This window comes from Pedobacter antarcticus, assembly GCF_900112985.1.
In the GTDB taxonomy this organism is placed as follows: domain Bacteria; phylum Bacteroidota; class Bacteroidia; order Sphingobacteriales; family Sphingobacteriaceae; genus Pedobacter; species Pedobacter antarcticus.
The window spans coordinates 334,940-356,739 of sequence record NZ_FONS01000001.1; the positions used below are offsets into that span (position 1 = coordinate 334,940).

15 protein-coding genes are annotated in these 21,800 nt (G+C 39.8%); 3 read left to right on the forward strand and 12 right to left on the reverse strand.

Annotation, left to right across the window (positions count from 1 at the left end; genetic code table 11):
- Positions 1 to 40 precede the first annotated feature (40 nt).
- The 12 genes from treY to BM192_RS01575 form a co-directional block, all read right to left on the reverse strand.
- Positions 41 to 4,009 (reverse strand): malto-oligosyltrehalose synthase, encoded by a 3,969-nt coding sequence (gene treY / locus BM192_RS01525; RefSeq protein WP_037438178.1) that lies wholly within the window; start codon positions 4,007 to 4,009, stop codon positions 41 to 43.
- Complete coding sequence (treZ, locus tag BM192_RS01530; RefSeq protein WP_037438179.1) at positions 4,002 to 5,840, reverse strand: malto-oligosyltrehalose trehalohydrolase; 1,839 nt, start codon at positions 5,838 to 5,840, stop codon at positions 4,002 to 4,004. Before treZ ends, treY begins: the two co-directional genes overlap by 8 nt.
- 89 nt (positions 5,841 to 5,929) lie before the next feature.
- Positions 5,930 to 6,091 carry a hypothetical protein gene (locus tag BM192_RS20840; protein ID WP_157282760.1) on the reverse strand — a complete coding sequence of 54 codons (162 nt, stop codon included), beginning with the start codon at positions 6,089 to 6,091 and terminating at the stop codon, positions 5,930 to 5,932.
- Between the two features lie 87 nt (positions 6,092 to 6,178).
- Entirely contained in the window at positions 6,179 to 7,330 is a 1,152-nt protein-coding gene (locus BM192_RS01535; protein WP_037438180.1) for a sensor histidine kinase, read from the reverse strand.
- A 156-nt stretch (positions 7,331 to 7,486) separates the two neighbouring features.
- A complete protein-coding gene (locus BM192_RS01540) occupies positions 7,487 to 9,661 on the reverse strand; it encodes an ATP-binding protein (protein ID WP_037438181.1) in 2,175 nt (724 codons plus the stop codon).
- A 12-nt stretch (positions 9,662 to 9,673) separates the two neighbouring features.
- Positions 9,674 to 10,315, reverse strand: coding sequence for a response regulator transcription factor (locus BM192_RS01545; RefSeq protein WP_037438182.1), 642 nt, complete (start codon positions 10,313 to 10,315; stop codon positions 9,674 to 9,676).
- Between the two features lie 37 nt (positions 10,316 to 10,352).
- Positions 10,353 to 11,213, reverse strand: a complete 861-nt coding sequence (locus BM192_RS01550) for a chemotaxis protein CheB (RefSeq protein ID WP_037438183.1) — start codon at positions 11,211 to 11,213, stop codon at positions 10,353 to 10,355.
- Positions 11,214 to 11,237: 24 nt separating this feature from the next.
- Positions 11,238 to 12,854 (reverse strand): PAS domain-containing sensor histidine kinase, encoded by a 1,617-nt coding sequence (locus BM192_RS01555; protein ID WP_074586569.1) that lies wholly within the window; start codon positions 12,852 to 12,854, stop codon positions 11,238 to 11,240.
- Entirely contained in the window at positions 12,838 to 15,798 is a 2,961-nt protein-coding gene (locus BM192_RS01560) for a CheR family methyltransferase (protein ID WP_051759557.1), read from the reverse strand. Before BM192_RS01560 ends, BM192_RS01555 begins: the two co-directional genes overlap by 17 nt.
- Positions 15,799 to 15,973: 175 nt before the next feature.
- Positions 15,974 to 16,630, reverse strand: coding sequence for a response regulator transcription factor (locus tag BM192_RS01565; RefSeq protein ID WP_037438186.1), 657 nt, complete (start codon positions 16,628 to 16,630; stop codon positions 15,974 to 15,976).
- Positions 16,631 to 16,753: 123 nt separating this feature from the next.
- Positions 16,754 to 17,086 (reverse strand): DMT family transporter, encoded by a 333-nt coding sequence (locus BM192_RS01570; protein ID WP_037438187.1) that lies wholly within the window; start codon positions 17,084 to 17,086, stop codon positions 16,754 to 16,756.
- 86 nt (positions 17,087 to 17,172) lie between these two features.
- Positions 17,173 to 18,759 carry a calcineurin-like phosphoesterase C-terminal domain-containing protein gene (locus tag BM192_RS01575; protein WP_037438188.1) on the reverse strand — a complete coding sequence of 529 codons (1,587 nt, stop codon included), beginning with the start codon at positions 18,757 to 18,759 and terminating at the stop codon, positions 17,173 to 17,175.
- A gap of 372 nt (positions 18,760 to 19,131) precedes the next feature.
- Between BM192_RS01575 and BM192_RS01580 the strand changes: the two genes are divergently transcribed.
- From BM192_RS01580 to BM192_RS01590, 3 genes are all read left to right on the forward strand, one after another.
- Positions 19,132 to 20,103 (forward strand): hypothetical protein, encoded by a 972-nt coding sequence (locus BM192_RS01580; protein WP_074963864.1) that lies wholly within the window; start codon positions 19,132 to 19,134, stop codon positions 20,101 to 20,103.
- A 150-nt stretch (positions 20,104 to 20,253) separates the two neighbouring features.
- A complete protein-coding gene (locus tag BM192_RS01585; RefSeq protein WP_037438190.1) occupies positions 20,254 to 20,700 on the forward strand; it encodes a hypothetical protein in 447 nt (148 codons plus the stop codon).
- 217 nt (positions 20,701 to 20,917) lie between these two features.
- Positions 20,918 to 21,757 carry an N-acetylmuramoyl-L-alanine amidase family protein gene (locus BM192_RS01590; protein WP_051759559.1) on the forward strand — a complete coding sequence of 280 codons (840 nt, stop codon included), beginning with the start codon at positions 20,918 to 20,920 and terminating at the stop codon, positions 21,755 to 21,757.
- Positions 21,758 to 21,800: the final 43 nt, after the last annotated feature.

The window sequence follows — 21,800 nt, forward strand, 5'->3', positions numbered from 1 at the left end:
AATATAAAGGATCATTAGGATAAAAAACATTTACCTACCCCTATCTTCCATAGCGCAGGGCCAGAGATCTGAGATAATCCACCATATCGTTTTTAAATTCTCCTGATTTCATTCTCCATCCCCAGTTATCCTTAACGGAGGCAGGGACATTCATCCTGGAGGCAGAGCCTTTACCTAAAATATCTTGCATAGGAATTATCGCTATACCGGCGACAGATGCGTAAGCCAATCCTATAATGATCAAATGTATATTTTTTGCAGAAACAGTTTGCCCGGTATAAGCTTCAATTCGAGAACGTTCTGTTAAATTCAGCTCATCTTTGTACCAACCTTTCAACGTATTATTGTCGTGTGTACCAGTGTAAACAAGCCCATGTGGACCAGTAAAATTATGTGGTGCGTGAAGGGAGTCAGCAGCATCTGCCCCAAAAGCGAACTGTAAGACGCGCATGCCGGGCAGACCAAAATGATCCCTCAAACGAAACACACCATCTGTGATCTCACCAAGGTCTTCGGCAATGAACGGGAGCCCGGATTTAGCTTTTAACAGCGCGTTAAAGAAATCGGCTCCCGGCCCCTGCTGCCAGGCGCCAAAGCGGGCCGAGGACTCATTTGCAGGAACTTCCCAATAAGCATGAAATGCACGGAAATGATCCAGTCGAATTAAATCATAATCCAGTCTGTTTTTATCGATGCGTGAGGTCCACCAACGATATTGCGTTTTAGCCATCTCTCTCCAGTTATATACCGGCATACCCCACAACTGCCCGTCTGCATTAAAATAATCCGGTGGAACGCCTGCAACTGCCTTCATACGCCCTCGTTTATCCAGACTGAAGAGCTGTTGATTAGCCCATACGTCTACGGAATCCCATGCACAGTAAAAAGGCAGGTCTCCGATTATTTTAATTTCCAGGGCATTTGCTTGTTTACGGAGGGCCCGCCACTGCCGGTAAAAGATAAACTGCCTCCATTTAGTTTCCTGCATTTCATTCTCACAGTCCGCTTTTACACCTGCAAGAGTTTCTTTATCCCGCCGCCGGATTTTCTCCGGCCAGTGATACCAGGGCTGTCCCTGCTGAATCATTTTTAGCACTTCGTATAGCGCATAATCATCAAGCCAAAAATCCTCATCTTTAATGAACCGGTTAAAGTCGACTACGAGCTGGTCGTCCGGATTCAAATCCTGAAAAGAAGCGAATGCCTGTTTCAAAAGCTTATCTTTCTTTTTCTCTACAAGCTGAAAATTAACTTTGGCACCGTTCTTCTGCTGCGCCTGTAAAAGCTGTCCGTCATTCACAAGCCCATCGGACCACAAAAGTTCGGGACTAATGAGTAAGACATTGCCTGCCATCGTAGATGTAGAGGAATACGGGGAATACAGCTGGCCTGCAGTTACAGGATTAATCGGAAGAATTTGCCAGTATTGCTGGCGGGCACTCACCAGATTCTCCAAAAAATCGGATGCACCCGGTCCCATATCTCCTATTCCATACCTTGATGGAAGAGACGTAACGTGTAATAAGATACCTGCACCACGCTCACGCTGGCCTCCGCACCACTCCAGTACTGCAAAAGGTAATACCTTAAAAAGGTCCTGCAATGACAGCTCACCTGATACCCTGATGTTAATATCATGAACGAGTTCATGATAATTACCGGTAGCCTCAGTAGGTAGAATGACACGTGTATCTTCCCAGTTTTGCAGGTCTGATGCCGGGTCAGGCACCATCGAAGGGTTTATTGCAACAACAAACAATGCCCAGCGATTTCCCGAACGTCTGGCAAAGGCAATCAGATGGGTAGCAAATTTACCCTTAATTTCTAATGGAATATAAAGGCCGCTGGCATACAATTCAGGATTTCTCAATCTGGAATGCAGTAGTTGACGAAGCAGATACAATTTAATTTTTCCATTGCCCGCATTTTCTACTAAATCAGCAAGGTTAAAATTTCCTTCTTCTATTTCTTTCAGGAAGTTGGCTCTCGCGGCATAATCAACCGGCCTGCGGTTGTCTGGATCTACCATACTCAGGTCCCAGAATTCAGTTCCCTGATAAGTATCCGGAATACCGGGAGTACCAAACTTAATAATAAGCGAGCCCAGAGATATTTTTCTTGCCTGCTGGAAAACATTGTTCATAAAAGAGCTGAAGACATGCCAGAATTCACGTTCAGGATTAAGCAGCCCCTCTATGAAATTCCGGGTTGCCTTTTCGTATTGTAAATCAGGTTGCTCCCATTCAGAATTCCTTTTGGACTCACGCAAAGCTTTTTCGATATATGTTTGCAGCCGGTCCTTGTAATCTTCAGTTTCGCTGTCGGTTTCAGGATAAGTGGCAATTAAGGTCTGGTATATAAAGTATGCATCATTCCGGTCTGGTTTGCCTGCTGTATGTAATGATTCATTCAGCTCTTCCCAACGATTGATTTCGTTGATCCATACATGGCGGATATCTGTCAGCACATTAAGCCTGGCGCGCGCGTCTTCCCCTCTTTTTGTATCATGCGTAGCTGTGGCATTCATAGCAATTGGCCAGGCAGTAGAGCGGCTCAATATAGTCTTATGAAACTCATCCGGGGTTATTCCAAACAAAGCCGGCGAGTCACCGACTTCATTATTACCAATAAAACGGTTATAGGTATACATTAAAGTATCTTCCACTCCCTTCGCCATAAGCGGTCCGGAGATCTGCATAAGACGCTGGTAACAATGGATGTTTTTCTCCAATAAAACCTTGCGTATCAGCTTCAATGACGGCCTGTACTCTACTATTTCTTCTAGTTCTCTAAATATTGAATCGATAGCTTTTTTCTCATATTTATCCAGCGGATATCCATTGCCGTAAAATCTATAAACTGGACACCTGACAAGCAGTTCTGCTATAATCTGGCGTATGATTGCAATTTGTCCCTCATCTGGATTTGCCTTTTCGACAACGGGGGTTGATATAATCAACTGACATAAATTGTCTAACTCACCCTGCATATAGGTATTTAGAAAGCTTTCTTTCTTTTTTCTGATTTGTACAGTAACGGGGGCATATTTGTGTTGCAGATTTTTATAAAAACTGCTGAATTTGTTTTCTGCTTTTTCATTCGTAAACAACTGATTAGCCAGTCCAAGGAAGTCATAACCAGTCGTACCTTGTACCGGCCAAGCTGACGGGAGCTGTTCACCGGGTTCAAGAATTTTTTCGACAACAATATAGACCTCGCCTCCACAGAGCTGGCGCAACCTGCTTAGGTACCCGGCAGGATCCATCAAACCGTCAATATGATCAATTCTCAATCCATGAAATATTCTGGCATCAACCAAATCTTTAATCAAGCGATGGTAATGTTCAAATACTTTTTCATTTTGTATATTCAGGCAAATCAGGCTGTTTACGGTAAAAAAACGCCGGTAATTCATTCTCGCATTGGCCTCGGTATATGTGCATAGCCGATAATATTGTTGCGAAAGAATTTTTTCCAGGGAATCTTCTGGATTAGTACCAGCACGCAGAGGCCAGGTATTCTCGCCATACCGGACAAACCAGTCTTGCTCAATTTTCACCAATTCCAATTCTCCGTCGCGAATACAATCTTGGAGATCTTTTCCTAAAAAAGGCGCCATTAAAGGGTCCTGATTAAGATCAGCAGAAAGAATATCGAAATATTCACGATAGACAGATGCTTCTCCATTTTTGAGCACATCCATTAACCAGGAATTTTGTGCATCATATGCCATATGGTTAGGAACAATATCCTGTATCCATTTCATGTCCAGTTTGTTGAGCTTAGCAGAGATCCTCTTCAAATCACTGATACTCCCTATTTCCGGATTAATTACATTCGGATCTGTACCGTCATAACCATGTGTACTTCCAGGAACGGCCGCAAAAATCGGAGATGCGTATATAGTACTGATACCCAAACGGCTCAGGTACGGGATGATAGCCTCAAAATCGGCAAATGTAAAGCCGGAGTGGAACTGCACCCGGTAAGTTGAATTAGGGTTAAACATAATTTGCCTGGTATACAATAAAAGATTCTGGTTGAATTGAAATTTCCTGGAGTTCGGGCTGCTGTTCTTCTGAAACATCTCCCGGCCCGCCCCATACCAGGGCTGCCGAATTAAAAAGCACAGCGTCCAGTTTAATATTTACAGGAACGGAAATTTGTTGTACTTCTGAAGAAAAGTTCAGCATACAAAAAACCAGTTCCGAACTTCCAGTCGCGCAGCGCTCTAAAAGGAGACAATTTAACGGCTTAAGCGCAATGCACCTGGTTAGCACTTTTTCATCGGAACAGAGCTGCGTATGACTTTTACGCAATGCAATAATTGCCTGATAGAAAAGAAACATAGTCTGATGGCTTTTTTCTCTTAATGCACTCCAGTTAAGACGGGACTGCTGCATCGTTGCAGGATCCTGAGGATCGGGTGCTTCCCCTTCCAGGTGCATGGCTGCAAATTCCTGTTTTCGCCCGCTTCTGACATTTTCAACAAGCCCGGGATCAGTATGGCTAACGAAATAAAGGAAGGGATTTTTCTCTCCATATTCTTCCCCCATAAAAAGCAGTGGTAAAAACGGAGAAAGGATAACTGCACCTGCCAGCAATTTTTGCATCTCATAACTATAAAGAGTGCCAGAACGGGAACCCAGCATCCTGTTTCCTGTCTGGTCATGATTCTGTGAGAAAACTACAAACTGGCTGCCTGGATGGCCAGTAGTTCCGCGACCGAATTTCCTTGCCCTTTCACTGGAGTACGTCCCAGTATACACATACGCGTCTTTATAAGCCTTTGCCAAATGATCTACTCCCGTAAAATCGCTATAATACCCGGTCTTCGACTCGCCGGCAGAAACTCTTAAAGCATGATGAAACTCATCTGTCCATTGTGCATGCATACCTAAACCGTTTTCTTCTAAACTGGTAATATACCTGGGATCATTCAGATCTGATTCCGCAATTAGATAATGTACATGTCCGCTTTCTTTGATCAGTTTGTCAGTTGCCTTTCTGATATCCTGTAAGATATGCACTGCGCTAAAGTCTTTAATGGCATGTACTGCATCAAGCCGCAATGCGTCAATATGAAAATCTCTAAACCACATTAACACATTCTCTATTATAAATTTACGCACACCATCACTATACCGGTCATCATAGTTTACCGCTGCCCCCCATGGAGTTTTGTATTTATCGGTAAAATAGCCCCCTAATTCGGTCAGGTAGTTTCCTTCGGGACCAAGATGATTGTAGACCACGTCGAGTACGACTGCCAGGCCTTTCTGATGACACTGATCGACCAGCTGCTGCAATCCCATTGCTCCGCCATATGACCACTGTACTGCATAAGGGAATACGCCGTCATAACCCCAATTTCTTTCTCCAGGAAATGCAGCCACAGGCATGATCTCTATAGCGGTAATTCCTAATTCAACCAAATAATCCAGTTTGTTTATTATTCCCTGAAAATCACCCTGCGAAGTGTAGGTACCAGTATGCAATTCATAGAAGATATAATCTTTCAGCTCTGGATTCTTCCAATTTTGATCATTCCATTCGTAGTGCAGATCAATTGCGCAGGAAGGCCCATGCACCCCTTCAGGCTGGCTTAGAGAAGCAGGATCCGGTATTCTTTTCTGACCATCTATTACCAGCCAGTATAAATCGCCGGCCTTAATCAGGTCTGTGAAACCTATCCAGTTACCAAATTCATCTTTGTGAAGGCTAATTGTGAATTTGCCGCACTGCACCTCAATATTTTGCGCTTCAGGAGCCCATATATTGATGGTAGCCATCTTATTATTTGTGAAATTTATTCCTGTAGTTCTTTTGCTTATATCCATTCGAAAGCTATAGTAGATCTGGGGATTGTTGTTGAAATTAGGGCTCAAAAAAAACCGGATAATCTATAAATCATCCGGTTCTGTTTGAACTAAAGGAGCCTTAGTAAGAAATCCGGCTTTTCTCGTTTTTCCTTCGCTTTAGGTTTCAATATATGATCTACCTTTTTGTGTTGATATTCAGCATTTGCTCCACCTATTATACGTGTTGCAGATCCTGGATCCTGCAACGTCTCACTCTCATATGTCTTCATTTTCCTATTTTTATGAAGAACAAAAACTGTTATATGAAGTTTTAAGAATAATTAAATTCAGGTATTTATGACATTCGCACGAGTTTTTTACCTGTAGTGCTTTTGCCGGTCGTTCTTGATGTCAATACAAAACCAAAATGTAGAGCCCTCACCTTCTCTACTGTCAACTCCGATCTGTCCGTTATGCTTTTTGATAATTTCCTCACAGATAAACAAACCCAGGCCCAAACCCGGGAGACTTTGAGTTTTTAAAGAATGAACTCTGTAAAACTGTTTGAAAACATGCTTAATTTTTGACTCCGGAATTCCCAGGCCTTTGTCGGCTACACCTATATAGACTTTTCCATCCTGAATGCGGCTGGAGATTTTAATGAATTTATCCTGTGAGGAATATTTAACTGCATTGGTAATAAAATTATTTAATACTTGTTCAAGTCTGTCGCGGTCACCATTTATAACTGGGTTAGCCGGATCTGTTTGCAATTCAATGTTATACACAGGATAGATGGCCTGAACGTTTTCATAACTCATTTTAAGCAGATCATTAATATGAAAATCATTCATGACGCAGTGGATCGTTCCAGAACCAGCTTTTGCAGCATCTAAAATATCTGCAACAAGATTTAACATTTTATCAAGCTGGTGATCCATCTTCTCCACCATTTCTATATTCTTGTAGAATTTCTCTTTCTGAATTTTGAGCACAATCATCTGTACATAAACTTTAAGCACCGTAATTGGAGACTTTAATTCATGGACTGCCATGTGCACAAAATCTTCATGCCGTTTTTCATGCATCTGCAAATCCTTCTCTGCTATTTGTCTCAACATGCGTTCATGCTCAACATCCCTTAATTGCAGTTTGAGCAGGTAAAATATTCCGTTAAGAAAAAAGAGGGCGAAGATGAATAATAAAAACTGTGAGACATCATTAAAAATGGTCAAGGTAATTCCCGAATGATAGAATACCATGAAAACTATGGAGAGCGCAGCTGTAAAAATACTTACAAGAAATGCCTTTTTGACCCCACAAAAAAAAGCAGTAAGAATTACTGCAAGCAGAAAAATCAGGTATACAGGAGAATTAAAACCCTTGAAATATAGAACTTCCAAAGACAGACCTGTCAGAATTAAAAGTACAGGTATTAATATGAGCCAGGTATTATATGGGCTGCCACCACTCCTTTTCAATAGAAATTTAAAAATATAGTCCCCTTGTTGCGCAAGATTATTACTCATAGGATATCATTAGCGGAAGTATAAGCCTCGGTGTTAATTCCGTGCCGCTGCCTCCAATCGAGAGAATAGATATAACGTAAATTTAATAAACGGTATCAATTATTCGATAGTAATTTTACTTAAAGATACTGAGATAAATACGTGTTAATCTTCGCCTTATCCGCCGTTAGCCGACTCTAAATTTGGAAGATTTATTTCTATTCTGGTACCTTTCCCAGATCTGGGTGAAATTTGAAGTTTACCATTTAGTAGATTTGCCTTGCTTTGAATCATTCTTAGGCCTAGTCCATTTGCAAAATTTGGCCCGGCTTCAAAACCCTTTCCATCATCCTCCACAACAATTTGTATGGTGTTTTTTGTAATACAAACTTTAAGTTTAGCACATGCTGCTTCAGCGTGTTTAACGACATTGAGCAATAGTTCCTGCACAATCCTGAAGACTGAAATCTGCAAATATTGATCCAGGTGATGTGCTAAACCCGAATAAGTGGCCTCAATCCGAACAGTGACTTCGAGTTGAGACTTTACATCATTTAGCGCTACCTCCAGCCCAAAGTCTTCTAAAATAGTGGGCATTAGCTGATGTGAAAAACGCCGGCTCTCTCTTATTGCGTCGGCAAGTAACCGCTCAGTTTCCAGCATATTGTCCAACTGGGCATCGTTAGAAACCTCTCCCAGGGTATAGATATTTCTTTCCAATCTGAGTTTAACTCCATAAAGAAGTTGGCCAAGCCCATTATGCAAACTTTCGGCTATAACCTTACGTTCCTCTTGTTGAGTAGAAAGAATAGTCTTGAAAATTTCCTGCTGTTGTTTCTTTTCTAACTCAGCTCTCTCGAGTTTTAGCTGTTCATTTTTCAGACTCAATGCCAATTGTAACGTGATATCCACGTTAACGCCAAGTACCTTCTGCGGAATGCCATTTTCTTTGAAAATAAATGTTTTTACCTTAAGCACGCGGTCGGATTTGCTTGTTTTCAACTCAATAATTTCTTCAAATCCCAAATCTCCTGTTTTCAGTGATTGTAGTATTTTTTGAGCCGTAGGTTTGGAGTTTACAGTGGAGTATTCGAGGTAATGTTCTGGCTTAATAGCAGTTTCTTTTGTTAAATCAAATAGCTTGTACATTCCATCAGAACAAGTAAATTCTCCGGAAACCAGATCATATTCCCAGCTGCCGGTTCTTGCAAGCTCTTCTGATTGTTGTAAAAGAGATAAACCCTTAAGCTGCTCTTGCTCCGCAAACTTTGCTGGACTGACGTCAAGATGTGTCGCCACGATTGCGTCTTCCATTTTTACAAATACGCTGGAATACCATTTGTCAAAACCGTCGTAAGGATACCAGAATTCCATCTGCGCAGGGTTGCCTGTAGCTAATACTTTTAACATCGTATCGAACAGTCCAACATTTTTGATACCCGGAAACTCAGCCGCATATAATTTCCCTACCAGGTCATTCCTGCTGGTTTCCCTTTCCATTTCCCGGCTTACAAGTTCAATCCTAAAATCAGTTATTTCTCCATCTGCATCCCTCACAGGTTTAAGCAGGCACATACCAACCAAACTGGTATCAAATACCGACTGGATTAATTCTTTGCTTTCCCGAAGTTCCTCTTTCGCATTAAAATAATCAGTTATATTATGAATAACGCCGTGGATCCTATGAACATTTCTAATGCTATCGGCAGTAAAGCGGACTTTCATATTAAGTATTTTCCGCTCTTTATCAAAGGTGATAATTGGAAAATGCAATTCGAATTCCTTTTGCTGACCGGTCAGATTTTTTATTAAGCTAATAGTGTTCGCTGCTTCCCTGGCATCTATAAATTCATAGATTCGTTGCCATGTTAAAACTTCACTTTGCGGCTTAATTCCAAAAATACGATATAGTTCGTCGCTCGCCTCCAATCTACCATCTGGCAAAATCCCCTCGAAATAACCTATATTTCCAATTTCCTGTGCAAGCTTCAACCTTCGCTGTTCTTCTAGCAGCTGACCCTTGGTAATCTGAACGTCAGTGAACATTAACACCGTTCCACCATTAGCAGGCACAGCGTTCAGTGACATCCAATGGTTAGTGACCCGGCAAAAGTATTCGATATTCGAAGATTTCTGATAAACAATCGCGTTCTCGATCACGTTGAATGCTTCAGGAGAAAGGCTGATATCAAAAACCTTCCATACGTGCTTTCCAATGATTTGTGTAATGTTCAGGTTGAACAGCTGCGCAGCTTTCCTGTTTCCATAAATAAAATTGGACTCCGAATCCAGTTGAAAACACGCTACGTTAATTAAACTTAGAATATTATCTGCTCTGGTTGTACTTATCATTTTATAGTCTCACTATTGAATAATGCCATTTAATACTGCATAACGTATTAATGCAGCGGTATTTCTAGAACCTGTTTTTTCTATCAGATTTTGACGGTGCCCCTCCACAGTTCTTTTACTTATAAATAGTTTTTCTGCCATTTCCTGATTCGTTTGCCCTTCTGCTATTAAGTGCAGTACTTCTATTTCCCGTAATGAAAAGTCTATTGCCAAGGTTGAGTTATGACTCCCCTGCTTAAACATCATATCCAACTGTCTCATAGCAAGTTCAGAACAAATATACTTACCTCCGGCGCCCACATATTTTAAAGAAAAAATTAATTCATCGGCGCCAACATTCTTCAGAAGGTAACCGGAAGAACCTGCTGAAAACGCCTGGGTAACATATTTATCGTTGTCGTGCATAGATAACATGATCACCGCGATGCGCGGATCAAATAATTTGATTTCCTTCAGCAATGTAAGTCCATCCATCTGCGGCATATTAATATCTGCCAAAATCACATCCACAGGTGCACCTGTTCTGACAAACTCCATTACCTGGGCTCCATTCTCTGCTTCGGCAGCAATATTTATATTCTTATCCATTTCCAATAACATCTTAATTCCGTCCCGGACAATGTTATGATCTTCTGCTAATACTACTTGTAACATGATATTTTAATTTTTTTGGTCTTCTGCTTATTCTGGTTCAATTTTTATTTGCTCCCAATTCAAGCAATAACCTTTTTAGTCTATTGAGATGTTTTCCAAGTTGGAATATCCGTTCATTTCTTCCGGCATCGTTGTAGCTTGTCATATTTTCCAAGAGGTTCCTGCGTTCCTCCATCATTCTTATAGCTATCCAAAGTGATTCTTCCAACTCCTTACTTTGATCTACCTGAGAAAAGTTTTCTGTTGTTTCGCTGCTCAAACGTTTCGTAATCTCCGCTTCCAGTTTTACTTCATCGGGAACAGTTCCGACTTCGCAAGGTTTACGCGAATGTAGGTCTGAAAGAATATAACCTATTTCATATAATGGAGCCTTGAAGTCTACTTTTATAGCTTTAAGTACATTTTGAGGCATATCCGGGAATTCTGCTTCTTCCGGATCCTGTATAATACAAACCCCTCCGCTTCTTTTGACGGCAGTCATACCGGAAGTACCATCGTCTAATAAACCGGTTAATATTATACCGGTTACGCAACTATCATACGTCGCAGCAGCGGATCTAAACAGCACATCGATAGACGGTCTCCAATGGCTATCATAGGCCCCTTTTTCAACTAATATCTTTCCTTTTTCAAGCATCATATGCCGGTCAGGGGGTGCCAGGTAAATAACATTCTTTTTTATCCTGTCCCCATCGGCGGCTACGACACATTTAAGACTTGTTCTTTTCTGTATCTGCTGACGAATAATCTCTACCAATGAGTTTTTGGAGATATGAATAACGACAAATACAGCCGCATCTAATTCTAATTTTAAACCGCTTGCCAGTTCTGACACCGCACTGATTCCCCCGGCAGAAGCACCTATTGTAATAATATTCTTTACGTCATAATTATCCATACCGCTAGATTTAAAATCTTCATATTAGGAAAGGTAGGCGTCAACTCTAAATTGGATAGAGATCGCTGTGCCTTTAAGTGATGTCTGAAGATCCATATTCCCATTTAAAAGAAAAATCCTGTTTTTAATACCCCTTATCCCAGACCCCAGAGATAATGCAGATTCGATGTCCTGATTAAAACCGATCCCATTGTCTCTGACGAAAATTGTATATAAATCATCGCCTTGAGAAACAGTTATTTCTGAGAGAGATGCACTGGCGTGTTTTATACTATTACTAACCAGCTCCTGTATAATTCGAAAAATATAGAGCTGCACTTCAGGAGTCATATTGTCCGCCGAACTATGTATATTGGTATTGATTGTAAATTTTGGTGTACTCAGGCGTTTCGCCATCTCCCTGATACCAGCTTTAAAACCAAAATCTCTTAAAACGGAAGGAGTCAGTTCATAAGATAAATCTCTTGTTTCCTGTATAGCCTGATCAAGTAACTGATTTATTTTATCGAAGTCATTTTTGAGGTTTTTAGTTAACTGCACATTCTGCAGATTTAACCTTATACCGTAAAGTATTTGACAAACACTATCATGCAACGCACTGCTAATTTGAGATCGTTCCTTCTCCTGTGCATCAATTGTGGCCGACATAATTAGTTTTTGCCGCTCAATTTTCAGATCTTCAGAAATCTTGGCTATTCTTTTACGCTCCGTAATATCTACAATAATACCAGCAAAATAGGCCGTGTAAACCTCCCTATTAATCTGATGCCCCTTTAAAGATATATTTTTTGTTTTCCCCGAGCTGGTCATAACTCTAAATTCCAGATCGAGATCTTCAGCCACATTAATTGTGTTGATGATGCTTCTTCTGACAACGGCATGATCATCCGGGTGAATTAAGTCCAGGAGGCTTTGAATAGTTCCATCAAAATCCCATACGTTTAATTCGAGAATTGAATAACTGAAGCTATCTAGAAATAACTTATTATTTCCTAACTCCATCGTCCAGGTTCCGGTACCAGAGGCTCTGAGTGTCATTTCTAGCCGATGAGTTGTATCCATTAATTTCTGCTGGGCACTTCTACTTTCGGTGATGTCGATTAAAGTCACGTAGAATTTATTTTTTCTGGTAAATGTATCAAAAACGGATATTCCTTCCATTCTTGTATACAGTTCTTTACCGCCTGGTATAAGCATTACAATTTCGCTACTCTGCTTAGTAAGGGTAGTCTGCAATTTATGCAGGAAGCTATAAAAAAGTTCCCAGTGATTCGGCGAGATATAACTTTGAAAAAGCTTTTCCCTCAGGTTTGTTTTTACCTGCCCAAGCAAGTCTGATCCAGTCTGATTTGCCTCTTCGATAATTCCAATATGATCTAAAATAAAGTATCCGACCGGAGCAAGGTTAAATAAGCCGGCAAATTTCGCCCGCTCACTTTCCAATAGCTGATAGGACTCAGAAAGTTCGTCATTCTGCATTTCCAGTTCCAACTGAAAGATCTCCAGTTCGCCCAGTAATTCGGCGAGTTCCTGATCGGTGATACCCTCTTTTACACCGGCTACAGGGACCGCAGTACTTTCTATGCGTTCACGAACTTGTGAGAGAAGACTCCCTTTATTATTGCTATTTTTCTTGTTCACACTCTTTCTCTATGAAGGTTATTACAGATACATAATGTTCCGCGGAAATATCTCTGGGTATATAGTTCACAGCAATTAGTAACTTTTTCAATCCTACGCCTTGAAAGTTATGCTGAAAATAAATTTCCGCTGGAGATCTATCCTTATGGAACAGGTCATTCAGCTTATTTGTATTCCATTGGGTGTGAACAATCTCCATGAAAAATTGTTCTTTTATTTCATCTTCTCTCAGACGAAACATTACCAAAAACAATCTGTTAACAACTATTATTTTACCTTCATGATCAAGAATAACTGCCGCTTCTTTTAAATCATCAACAGCATACTGGATATAGCCTAAAAGGCTTGAGAATTTACTTTCAAGCGCCTTAACAGGTGTAATTTTAGTAAAAGTTAGTACTGCACCGCTTATAAAATTATCCATAGTTCTATAGGGCATAATTTTAAGATTGTACCATTCATTATTTCTGGTTTTAACTTCAAGCTCTTTACCATTTAACCTTTCTATCACTTCAAGAATGGTATTTTCAATAGCAGGATAATCGAAGTTTGATGCGATATGCGTGATCGAGCGACCGATGTCAGATCCAATTACATTAAATAATTTGTTAACCTGTGGCGTAAATCTCAGAATATTAAGACTGTTATCTAAAAAAATAGTTCCTATATCGGTATTATCGAGCAGGTTCTTCATATCATTATTCATGCGGGTAAGCTCTTCAGCTTTATTCTGATATTGAAGATTTATAGTCATCAGTTCTTCATTCAAAGACTGCATTTCTTCCTTGGTGGTTAAAGCTTCCTCATTGGTGCTCTGCAGTTCTTCATTCGTGCTCTGCAATTCTTCATTAGTAGATTTAAGCTCTTCCAATGAAGTTTCCATCTGCTCAATAGTGGTGTGCAATTGCTGTTTAGTATAAACCAATTCCTTTTCCAGCTCATCTACGACTGTACCGTGCTTTAAATTGGTAATTCCAATAATAGATTTTCTCTTTTTTACCGGTCCGCGATCAAAAAACACAAGGATATATAAATTATGCAGCTGCATATCATTCAGATAATCGACGGTAAAATCTATAAGATGAACGATACCGTTATGCATAATTTTTAATCCGGTATAAGTAACTATATTCTTTTTTAACGCACACTGATGAAGAGCGTTGCCAAGCACATATCTAAGCTCCTCAATCACTACCTTATGTATATTCATCGATGCTTCACCGGAAGAAAATTTGAGATATTTCTCGACTGTTCCGTTTATATAAGAAATCTCCCCCTTCTCATCGACCAATAACGATGCTGGAGAATAGTTTTCAAGTAAAACTTTATGAAAACGTTCTGCAAGCAAGCTTTTCGAAACCGGCTTATGTTCGATACCTTTATTATTCTTGTCAATCTGGTTAGTAATATTAAATGGAAAGTCTATTAGTTTAGCTGTAGCCGGAGCACCATTCTTTCGCTCATACAATTTCCATTTAGAATCCAAAACCAAAAATGCATCATTATAAATACCAACAGACTCAGCAGGTCCAAGAAATAACATACCGCCAATATTAAGGGAGTAATGAAATATGGGCATTAACTTCTTTTGCAGGTCTGCCGTCAGATAAATCATTACGTTCCGACAGCACAGAAGGTCTAATCTGGTAAATGGGGCATCTTTAATTAGATTATGCTGCGCAAATACGATCATTTCGCGGACTTCCTTTTTGACAACATAACCGTTGTTTTTCTGTGAGAAAAAGCGTTCAAGTCTTTCTTCAGAAATTTCAGAAACTATATTAGAAAAATAAAATCCACTACGTGCGTGTTCAATCGCATTAGGATCTAAATCAGTTGCAAAAATCTGTACTTTCGGTAAAGGAGAGGTTTTTACTGTCGATAGAAACTCACTCACTAGTATCGCAATAGAATAGGCCTCTTCTCCTGTAGAACAGCCTGCTATCCATATACGGATCGGGTCGCTTTTTCCTTTAACGGATAATTTAGCATACAGCTGATCCTTTACGACGTCAAATGCCGGTTCATCTCTAAAAAACTTAGTGACCCCGATAAGTAACTCCTTAAAAAGCACTTCAATCTCCTGTGGATTCTCCCTTAAAAAATTCACATAATGAATATAATCCGGGAGCTGGTGATAAGCGATCCTGCGCTCCACACGCCTTGTAATAGTATTCTTTTTATATAAGGTGAAATCATGCCCGGTATGTGACCGGAGTAATAACAATATTTTATTTAAATGAGTAAGGTTATTCCGCTCATTGATCAGCTCATCTGCCCCTATAACCTTTAACACCGGGTGACTCAGGTATTGAATTAACTTACCTGGCATCTCTTCGACCGGAAGTATGTAGTCTGCCATACCGGTCGCTAAAGCTGCTGCCGGCATACTCGGATACTCCGCGGTCTCGGGAAGCTGAACCATTGTCATTCCGAGCTTCTCCTTAATCATTCTTATTCCCGTCTCCCCATCTGCACCCATGCCGGAAAAAATAATTCCTACAGCATAATTCCATTGATCTTCTGCCAGACTTTGCATAAAATAATCTATTGACATGTGGGCACCTTTCGGCCTCGATGCTTTAAACAACAACAGCTGTCCATTATGAATACCCATATCTGCATCCGGCGGGATAATATAGACGTGGTCAGGTGACAGCTTAACCCCGTCCTGTGCTTCTACCACCGGCATTGAGCAAGACTGCTGAAGAAGCCCCGCAACGTCCATATTCTGAGCAGGATCCATATGCATAATGACAACGAAAGCATAGCCACACCTCGCCGGAACGTGCAGAAAAAATTGCTCAAAGGAACTAAAGGATCCAGCGGAACCTCCCATTGCAATTATTGGGAAAAATTTGGGCTCATTATTTCTTTCGATATCAGCTACATTAAGCTCTGTCATTTCCCCTTCAACATATTTTCCGTTGTTTGACTTTTTCATGTCTTTAGCTTTTCAAATAAATAATTTAACTAATGTATGATTTATCTGCTAGCCGTGGGGGTTTAATGCAGGGAGCATCTGAAGCTGAAAAATAAAAAACCAGGTGTTCAATCTAATTAAAATAGGATTGAACACCTGGTTATAATTCGTTAAAGATATTTAAAAGCCAGTGTTTCTATTTAAGAATACCATTCTGATAGGCATACCGGATCAAAACAGCAGTATTTTTAACTCCTGTTTTTTCAATCAAAGCCTGACGATGGCCCTCAACAGTTCGTCTGCTAATAAACAGCTGATCAGAAATTTCGTTATTAGTCAAGCCTTCGGCGATCAGACCGAGTACTTCCATTTCCCTGGATGACAGATCAATCGCATACCCCGGCTTTGCAGTTGTAGTTTCAGATTGTTGAATTGCAGAATTCATATACTGGAAAGATAACTCGGCGCATAAATACTTTTGACCCTTGCTAGCCTGACGAATCGCAAAAACCAACTCATCTATCCCGACATTTTTAAGCAAATAACCTAACGCACCTTCAGCAAAGGCTTCGGTTACATATTTATAATTATCCAGCATAGATAGAATAACTACGTTCGAATTGATCTTTCTGCGCGTAACTTCCTTTACCAGCGATAATCCATCCATTTCAGGCATATTCATATCTGCAAGAATCACATCGGCTTTGATTCCTGAATCAAGCATATCCAGAACCTGCTTTCCGTTAATTGCTTCACCTACAACATCAATAATGTCGGTTTTATCCAATAACATTTTAATGCCATCTCTGACAATGTGATGATCTTCAGCCAGGATAACTTTTAGAGTCTTCATATTCCGTTAATTTCGAAATTTAACAAAAGAAAACGGTTAAAGTTTTTATTCTTTTACTTAAACAAGATTTAAGAAAAAACTGCGTCTGGGACTAATTCAATCAAGCTTTTTTCTTGCTGGCAATTAGTGACCTGCAGTTTTCGAATAAAGGTTAATAACTAAAACACCACCGATAATCAATAGAATACCAATAATTGCTGGTACATCCGGACGTTGCTTATATATCAGTACACCCATAATGGTAACTAATACGATCCCTATTCCTGACCAAAGTGCATAGGCTATACCAAGCTGCATATTTCTAAGCACGAGACTCAGGAAGTAAAACGCAATTCCATAACCTGTTATGACGGCAACCGACGGCCAGAAGCGCGTGAACTCCTCCGACGCTTTTAAGGCTGTTGTTGCTATAGTTTCTGCAAAAATTGCTATTAAAAGAAATATATACGTTTTCATTTGCTCGGTATCAACTGGTATCTGACAAAGATCGTGTTTTTATTTAAAAACAAACCGGGTTCACATCGCTGGCTTACCTATCTTAATTATTTTATTTCTTTTGCTGCCTCAAGGCGATAACTGCTTTTTTGAGTAAATATGCGGCCAAACATATCTTCTGCTTTTACTTCGATATTATGTTCGCCCGCATCAAGTTTGACAGGAATCGACCCTTTCCAGAGATGTGTGCTTTTCTCTGCACCTGAAGGACGTCGTCCTGCCATTAACTCGTCAGCGTTATCCCATCGTCCCAAAGACTGGATAAAGTCCGGATCCGCAGCTTCCTCATAAACCATCGGCTTCCACTCCCCCTGGTCTACGCTGTACATTACTTTGTTTCCCTGGTGTCCCATAAAGAAGTTCGCATATATCGCTGCAGCTGTATTTCTTCCAAGGGCAACTACTTTGGGATGATAAATTTTAATCTGATAGTCATCTGGCTGACCAGCAACCTTATAATCTATAGTATAGTTATTTCCTTTGACATTTAAAAACGCATACCCTTTTGGTGTGCCGTCACGCATAGTTGAAACCGGAATCCCCTGAGCATTCAGTTCTCCGGAATACCAGTCACCGGAGGTAGTTCCTGCATTGTACTCATGATGTGGGCTTTTTTGTCTCCAGCCGTCTTTAGCGGTATAAAAATTTTGCCTTTGCAAATGCGTATGTGCAGAGATGGACAAAGTATTCGGAAAATCCTTTAACAGATCGAAAAGTTGCTGACGGTCCTGTGGCCGGAACGTAGTTTCTCCACCCATTTGTAGCAGTGGTATGTGGAATGCAAGTACTATCAGTTTAGTTTTGTCAACGGTTTTTAGGTCATTAGTTATAAAATCCAGCTGATCTTTACGAAACCCTGCCCAATAGCCGTTATTGTCTCTTGGATCGGGATAGAGAATATTATCCAGTACGATAAAATGTGCCTTTCCATAATTAAACGCATAATTTGCGGGACCAAAGTTGGCTTCAAAAGTCTCATCTGAAAGTGAGTCTGTAACCGCATCGTAATTCATATCATGATTACCTATCAGGTTGTACCAGGGCAAACCTGTTTTGCTAACAGCTTTGATATAGGGTTGATGCAACGAAAGATCGTCACCGGCAAGGTCTCCCAGACTTAAGCCAAATAATGCCTTTTTCGTACTTTCTACCTCCGACACCACTCCTTTTGCGAAAAAATCTATTTCCTGCGGTGTGTAAGCCTGAGGATCACCAAAGATCAGTGCTGTAAAATTTTCAGGCTCTTTAGATTCTTCTAAAGCGAAGTTTACTAATTCAGGTAATTTACCAGTGGGTTTACTCCCCTTAAAGTTGAGTTCGGGAGATCCCGAAGGTTTATGAATATAATAATATTGCGGTTGGTTAAGTCTATTCAGCGGTACACTATATCCCGCAGGTTTAATTACAAACAGGATGTTGTCATTGGACACCGGAAGCATGTATTTCCCTTGCCTATCGGTTGTGGTAACCAGCATTCCATTACTTACCGTCACACCGGCAATGGCTGGCTCCTGTTTGTCACGTTTACCGTTTCCATTATGGTCAAGATAAACATAACCGCTTGCCTTTTCCTGGGCGAATAAACTGCTGACACAGAGTAATCCGACCAGCGTAAGCTTAATTTCTAACTTCATAAAGGTTTTAGATTTATTATACTTCCAAAAGTCCGGTAAACATAAAACCTCTATGTTATCGTGATATTATTTTTTAAATGTTTGGTCTTTGAATTTATACTCGCTGAGCTCCCGGATTCTTTTTAAGACACGTCTCGGTTTTAATTCGCACAGGCATCTATAATAAGATAGAAGCAGACTCAATTTTTGAAATAAACTGTTGTTCATATAAAAGATATAAGGTGAATGTTTTTGAAAAACATCTGCAAACAAATCGGAATCCCGGCACGAAATATGAACTAGAGGGCAATTAGAAGTATATTTGATATTTTGAACGCACAAAGGATTAATTAGCGGGAAAAATTGATCTACATTGAAAAAACACTAAAATTTATGTTTAAAACAAAATGGAAAACAGAAGCTGACCGGATTATTCTGCAGCCTAATCTGATTCTCAATGCCTTTGGTATTTTATTTCTGCTGGTTTTTATTGGCCTGGGTATTTATACTCAGAATGAATTACTTTCCAATTCCAGAACACTGACGTTTTATTTTATCATTTTTGGTTCAGTGCCTGTCCTTTTCTTCCTATTGGCTAGAAATCAGATCATCTTTGACCGTATAGACCAGAAACTGTATGTAAGATTGTTTGGCCTTTTTACCATCCGGTCTGTGCCCTTTGATAATATTGCGGCTGTGAATGCTGTATACCTGTACGGGACAGCTTTTAATTTTCAGGTTTTTAAAAAAACCGACAGACATGGAAAAGGAATAAGAATCTCCTCTGGTTATGGAAAAGAAACCGATAAGAATGCGATCGCTTTTACTGAAGAGGTATTCCCCTTAATTGAAGATTTTCTAAAAGATGTTTTCACAACAGAACCGGCACCTGAAGCAATTACCACATTTGAGTACTATACCTTAGATCAGGGTGTTTACACGCTAAAATTCCGTGCTGCAATAAATGCCGTCTTAGGTGTTACTTTGGTTATTTGGAGCGTATATTCTTTTTTTAGCACAAATGCGCTCTCCTTGAATAACCCACTGCTCATTACTTTTATCCCGTTTATCTTCGGATTACTCATCCTTATTGGTGCCAATAATAAAATCATTTTTGATACTAATAGTCGGACGATACTCAAAACGACTATGGGAGGAATAAAAAAGAAAGAGTACCCATTCAGTGCCTATTTGGGTTTTAGCATTATTCGTAAGACGACAAATTTCATCTATTCGGGAACTGACGCTGGAATAAAAATTGACACACAGGATGGTAACCATAAGGTATTAGTATTAAAAGCTTTTAATCGCACGAAAAAAATTGAGCGTTTTATAATGGAGACCGAAACTATTCTCCATAAATAATTAGATTTTGAATTATCTGAAGGCTAACAGGAGTATTTAAATTTTAATCGCTTAAATTCTAAATTTTAGCTTTTCTGGAATGATAGATTATTTATAAATTAGCGCTGTTTAAACCGCGCGGGTGACGGCGCTATTTTAATTTAAAAGGAAATGAAGAAATATTTTTTAGTACTTGCTCTATTTTTCGGTATCACTACGTATACCAACGCACAGCAAAAAGTGCCTACAGCTACAGAGCTTACGGCTAAAAGTATTGACGCAATGGATAAAAGGCTTAAATTAAATCCTACCCAGAAAAATATAATCTATAATTATACATTAGATATGTATAAAGAGCAGCTTGCTATTTCAAAAAAGCAACAGAATGGTACGTTTACTGAGAACGATGTCGCCAGATCTTATAAATTACAAAATGAAAACACCGAAAAAATCAGAAGTATTTTAAAAGGTGAACAACAGACTGAATACGACAAATTTGTCGAAGAACAATTGCGTGGCGGAAAGAAAAAGAAAAAAGGAAAACAAGCTAAAGAAGAAGAGGAAGAAGTGGTTACAGGCATTTCCGGTTTAATTTTACCCGCAAAAACACCCAATTAAACCCCATACACTTTAGGAAATACCAGACCTGGTTCTTCGTATGAAGCTGATCAGCATAAAAGGTTATAGTGTTTTTTTTACTTGGATTAAACTTTTCGCTGCTTTACAACTCTCTCCAGTATAAGCATAATGATAAAATAGGTTGGATAATTCGACGTTATCATTATAAATTTGAAGCTAACACACACATTTCACCTTATATAACCGTAACACACACATGCCCGGGCAAGTTATTTTTAAGATTAAAACCATACGCATATTTTTTACCGCTTTATTTATCAGCACCACAGGATTGGTTCACGCACAAACCTATACCCCCGCCCCAACCCCAGCAAAGCCAATAACCATAGTTCTGGATGCAGGCCATGGTGGTAAAGACGGCTCTACCAGAGGTGTATATTCGAAAGAAAAGGATGTAGCACTGAGTGTTGCACTGGCACTTGGCGAGAATATTCAGAAAGAAATACCAAATGCAAAAGTAATATTCACACGAACTGAGGACGTATTCATTCCTCTTTATGAGCGAATCGATATTGCTAACAGAGCACATGCAGATCTTTTCATCTCCATTCACTGTAATTCCATGCCCTCTAATATGCGAGGCCGAACTTTAACTAATGGTGTGGAAACATTTGTTTCCGGATCTGGTCGAATGGGTGAACAAGATGTTGCTATTCGTGAGAATGCTTCAATCCTGCTAGAGAAAGATTATAAACAGAACTACGAAGGGTACAATCCAAATGATCCTGAGAGTTTTATTATTCTCTCACTAATGAAAAACGGCTTCCGCAGACAGAGTATTAAACTTGCTACTTTAATTCAAAGTCAGTATGTTTCTGCAGGCCGCGTGAACCGTGGAGTAAAAGAACAAAGTTTGGCTGTACTGGCAAGAGCAGGGATGCCAGCGGTACTTACAGAGATCGGGTTTATAAGCAACCCGGATGAAGAAGATTATATGAACTCCCCTGAAGGGCGTAGAGAGATTGTACAAAATATTACAACTGCAATCACTGAATATAAAAACCAAATGCTGATTAATCCGGCACCAAATCCATAAACCTATTTTCAGGTTAAAAATAAAGGGCAGATGTTTTTAAAAA

What these genes read in the sequence shown, in the direction of transcription:
- BM192_RS01545 (WP_037438182.1), bottom strand. Translation starts at nt 10,315, where the DNA reads ATGTTACAAGTAGTATTAGCAGAAGATCATAACATTGTCCGGGACGGA.
- BM192_RS01570 (WP_037438187.1), bottom strand. Translation starts at nt 17,086, where the DNA reads ATGAAAACGTATATATTTCTTTTAATAGCAATTTTTGCAGAAACTATA.
- treZ (WP_037438179.1), bottom strand. Translation starts at nt 5,840, where the DNA reads ATGGATATAAGCAAAAGAACTACAGGAATAAATTTCACAAATAATAAG.
- BM192_RS01540 (WP_037438181.1), bottom strand. Translation starts at nt 9,661, where the DNA reads ATGATAAGTACAACCAGAGCAGATAATATTCTAAGTTTAATTAACGTA.
- BM192_RS01575 (WP_037438188.1), bottom strand. Translation starts at nt 18,759, where the DNA reads ATGAAGTTAGAAATTAAGCTTACGCTGGTCGGATTACTCTGTGTCAGC.
- BM192_RS01580 (WP_074963864.1), top strand. Translation starts at nt 19,132, where the DNA reads ATGTTTAAAACAAAATGGAAAACAGAAGCTGACCGGATTATTCTGCAG.
- BM192_RS01560 (WP_051759557.1), bottom strand. Translation starts at nt 15,798, where the DNA reads ATGAAAAAGTCAAACAACGGAAAATATGTTGAAGGGGAAATGACAGAG.
- treY (WP_037438178.1), bottom strand. Translation starts at nt 4,009, where the DNA reads ATGTTTAACCCTAATTCAACTTACCGGGTGCAGTTCCACTCCGGCTTT.
- BM192_RS20840 (WP_157282760.1), bottom strand. Translation starts at nt 6,091, where the DNA reads ATGAAGACATATGAGAGTGAGACGTTGCAGGATCCAGGATCTGCAACA.
- BM192_RS01565 (WP_037438186.1), bottom strand. Translation starts at nt 16,630, where the DNA reads ATGAAGACTCTAAAAGTTATCCTGGCTGAAGATCATCACATTGTCAGA.
- BM192_RS01590 (WP_051759559.1), top strand. Translation starts at nt 20,918, where the DNA reads ATGCCCGGGCAAGTTATTTTTAAGATTAAAACCATACGCATATTTTTT.
- BM192_RS01550 (WP_037438183.1), bottom strand. Translation starts at nt 11,213, where the DNA reads ATGGATAATTATGACGTAAAGAATATTATTACAATAGGTGCTTCTGCC.
- BM192_RS01585 (WP_037438190.1), top strand. Translation starts at nt 20,254, where the DNA reads ATGAAGAAATATTTTTTAGTACTTGCTCTATTTTTCGGTATCACTACG.
- BM192_RS01535 (WP_037438180.1), bottom strand. Translation starts at nt 7,330, where the DNA reads ATGAGTAATAATCTTGCGCAACAAGGGGACTATATTTTTAAATTTCTA.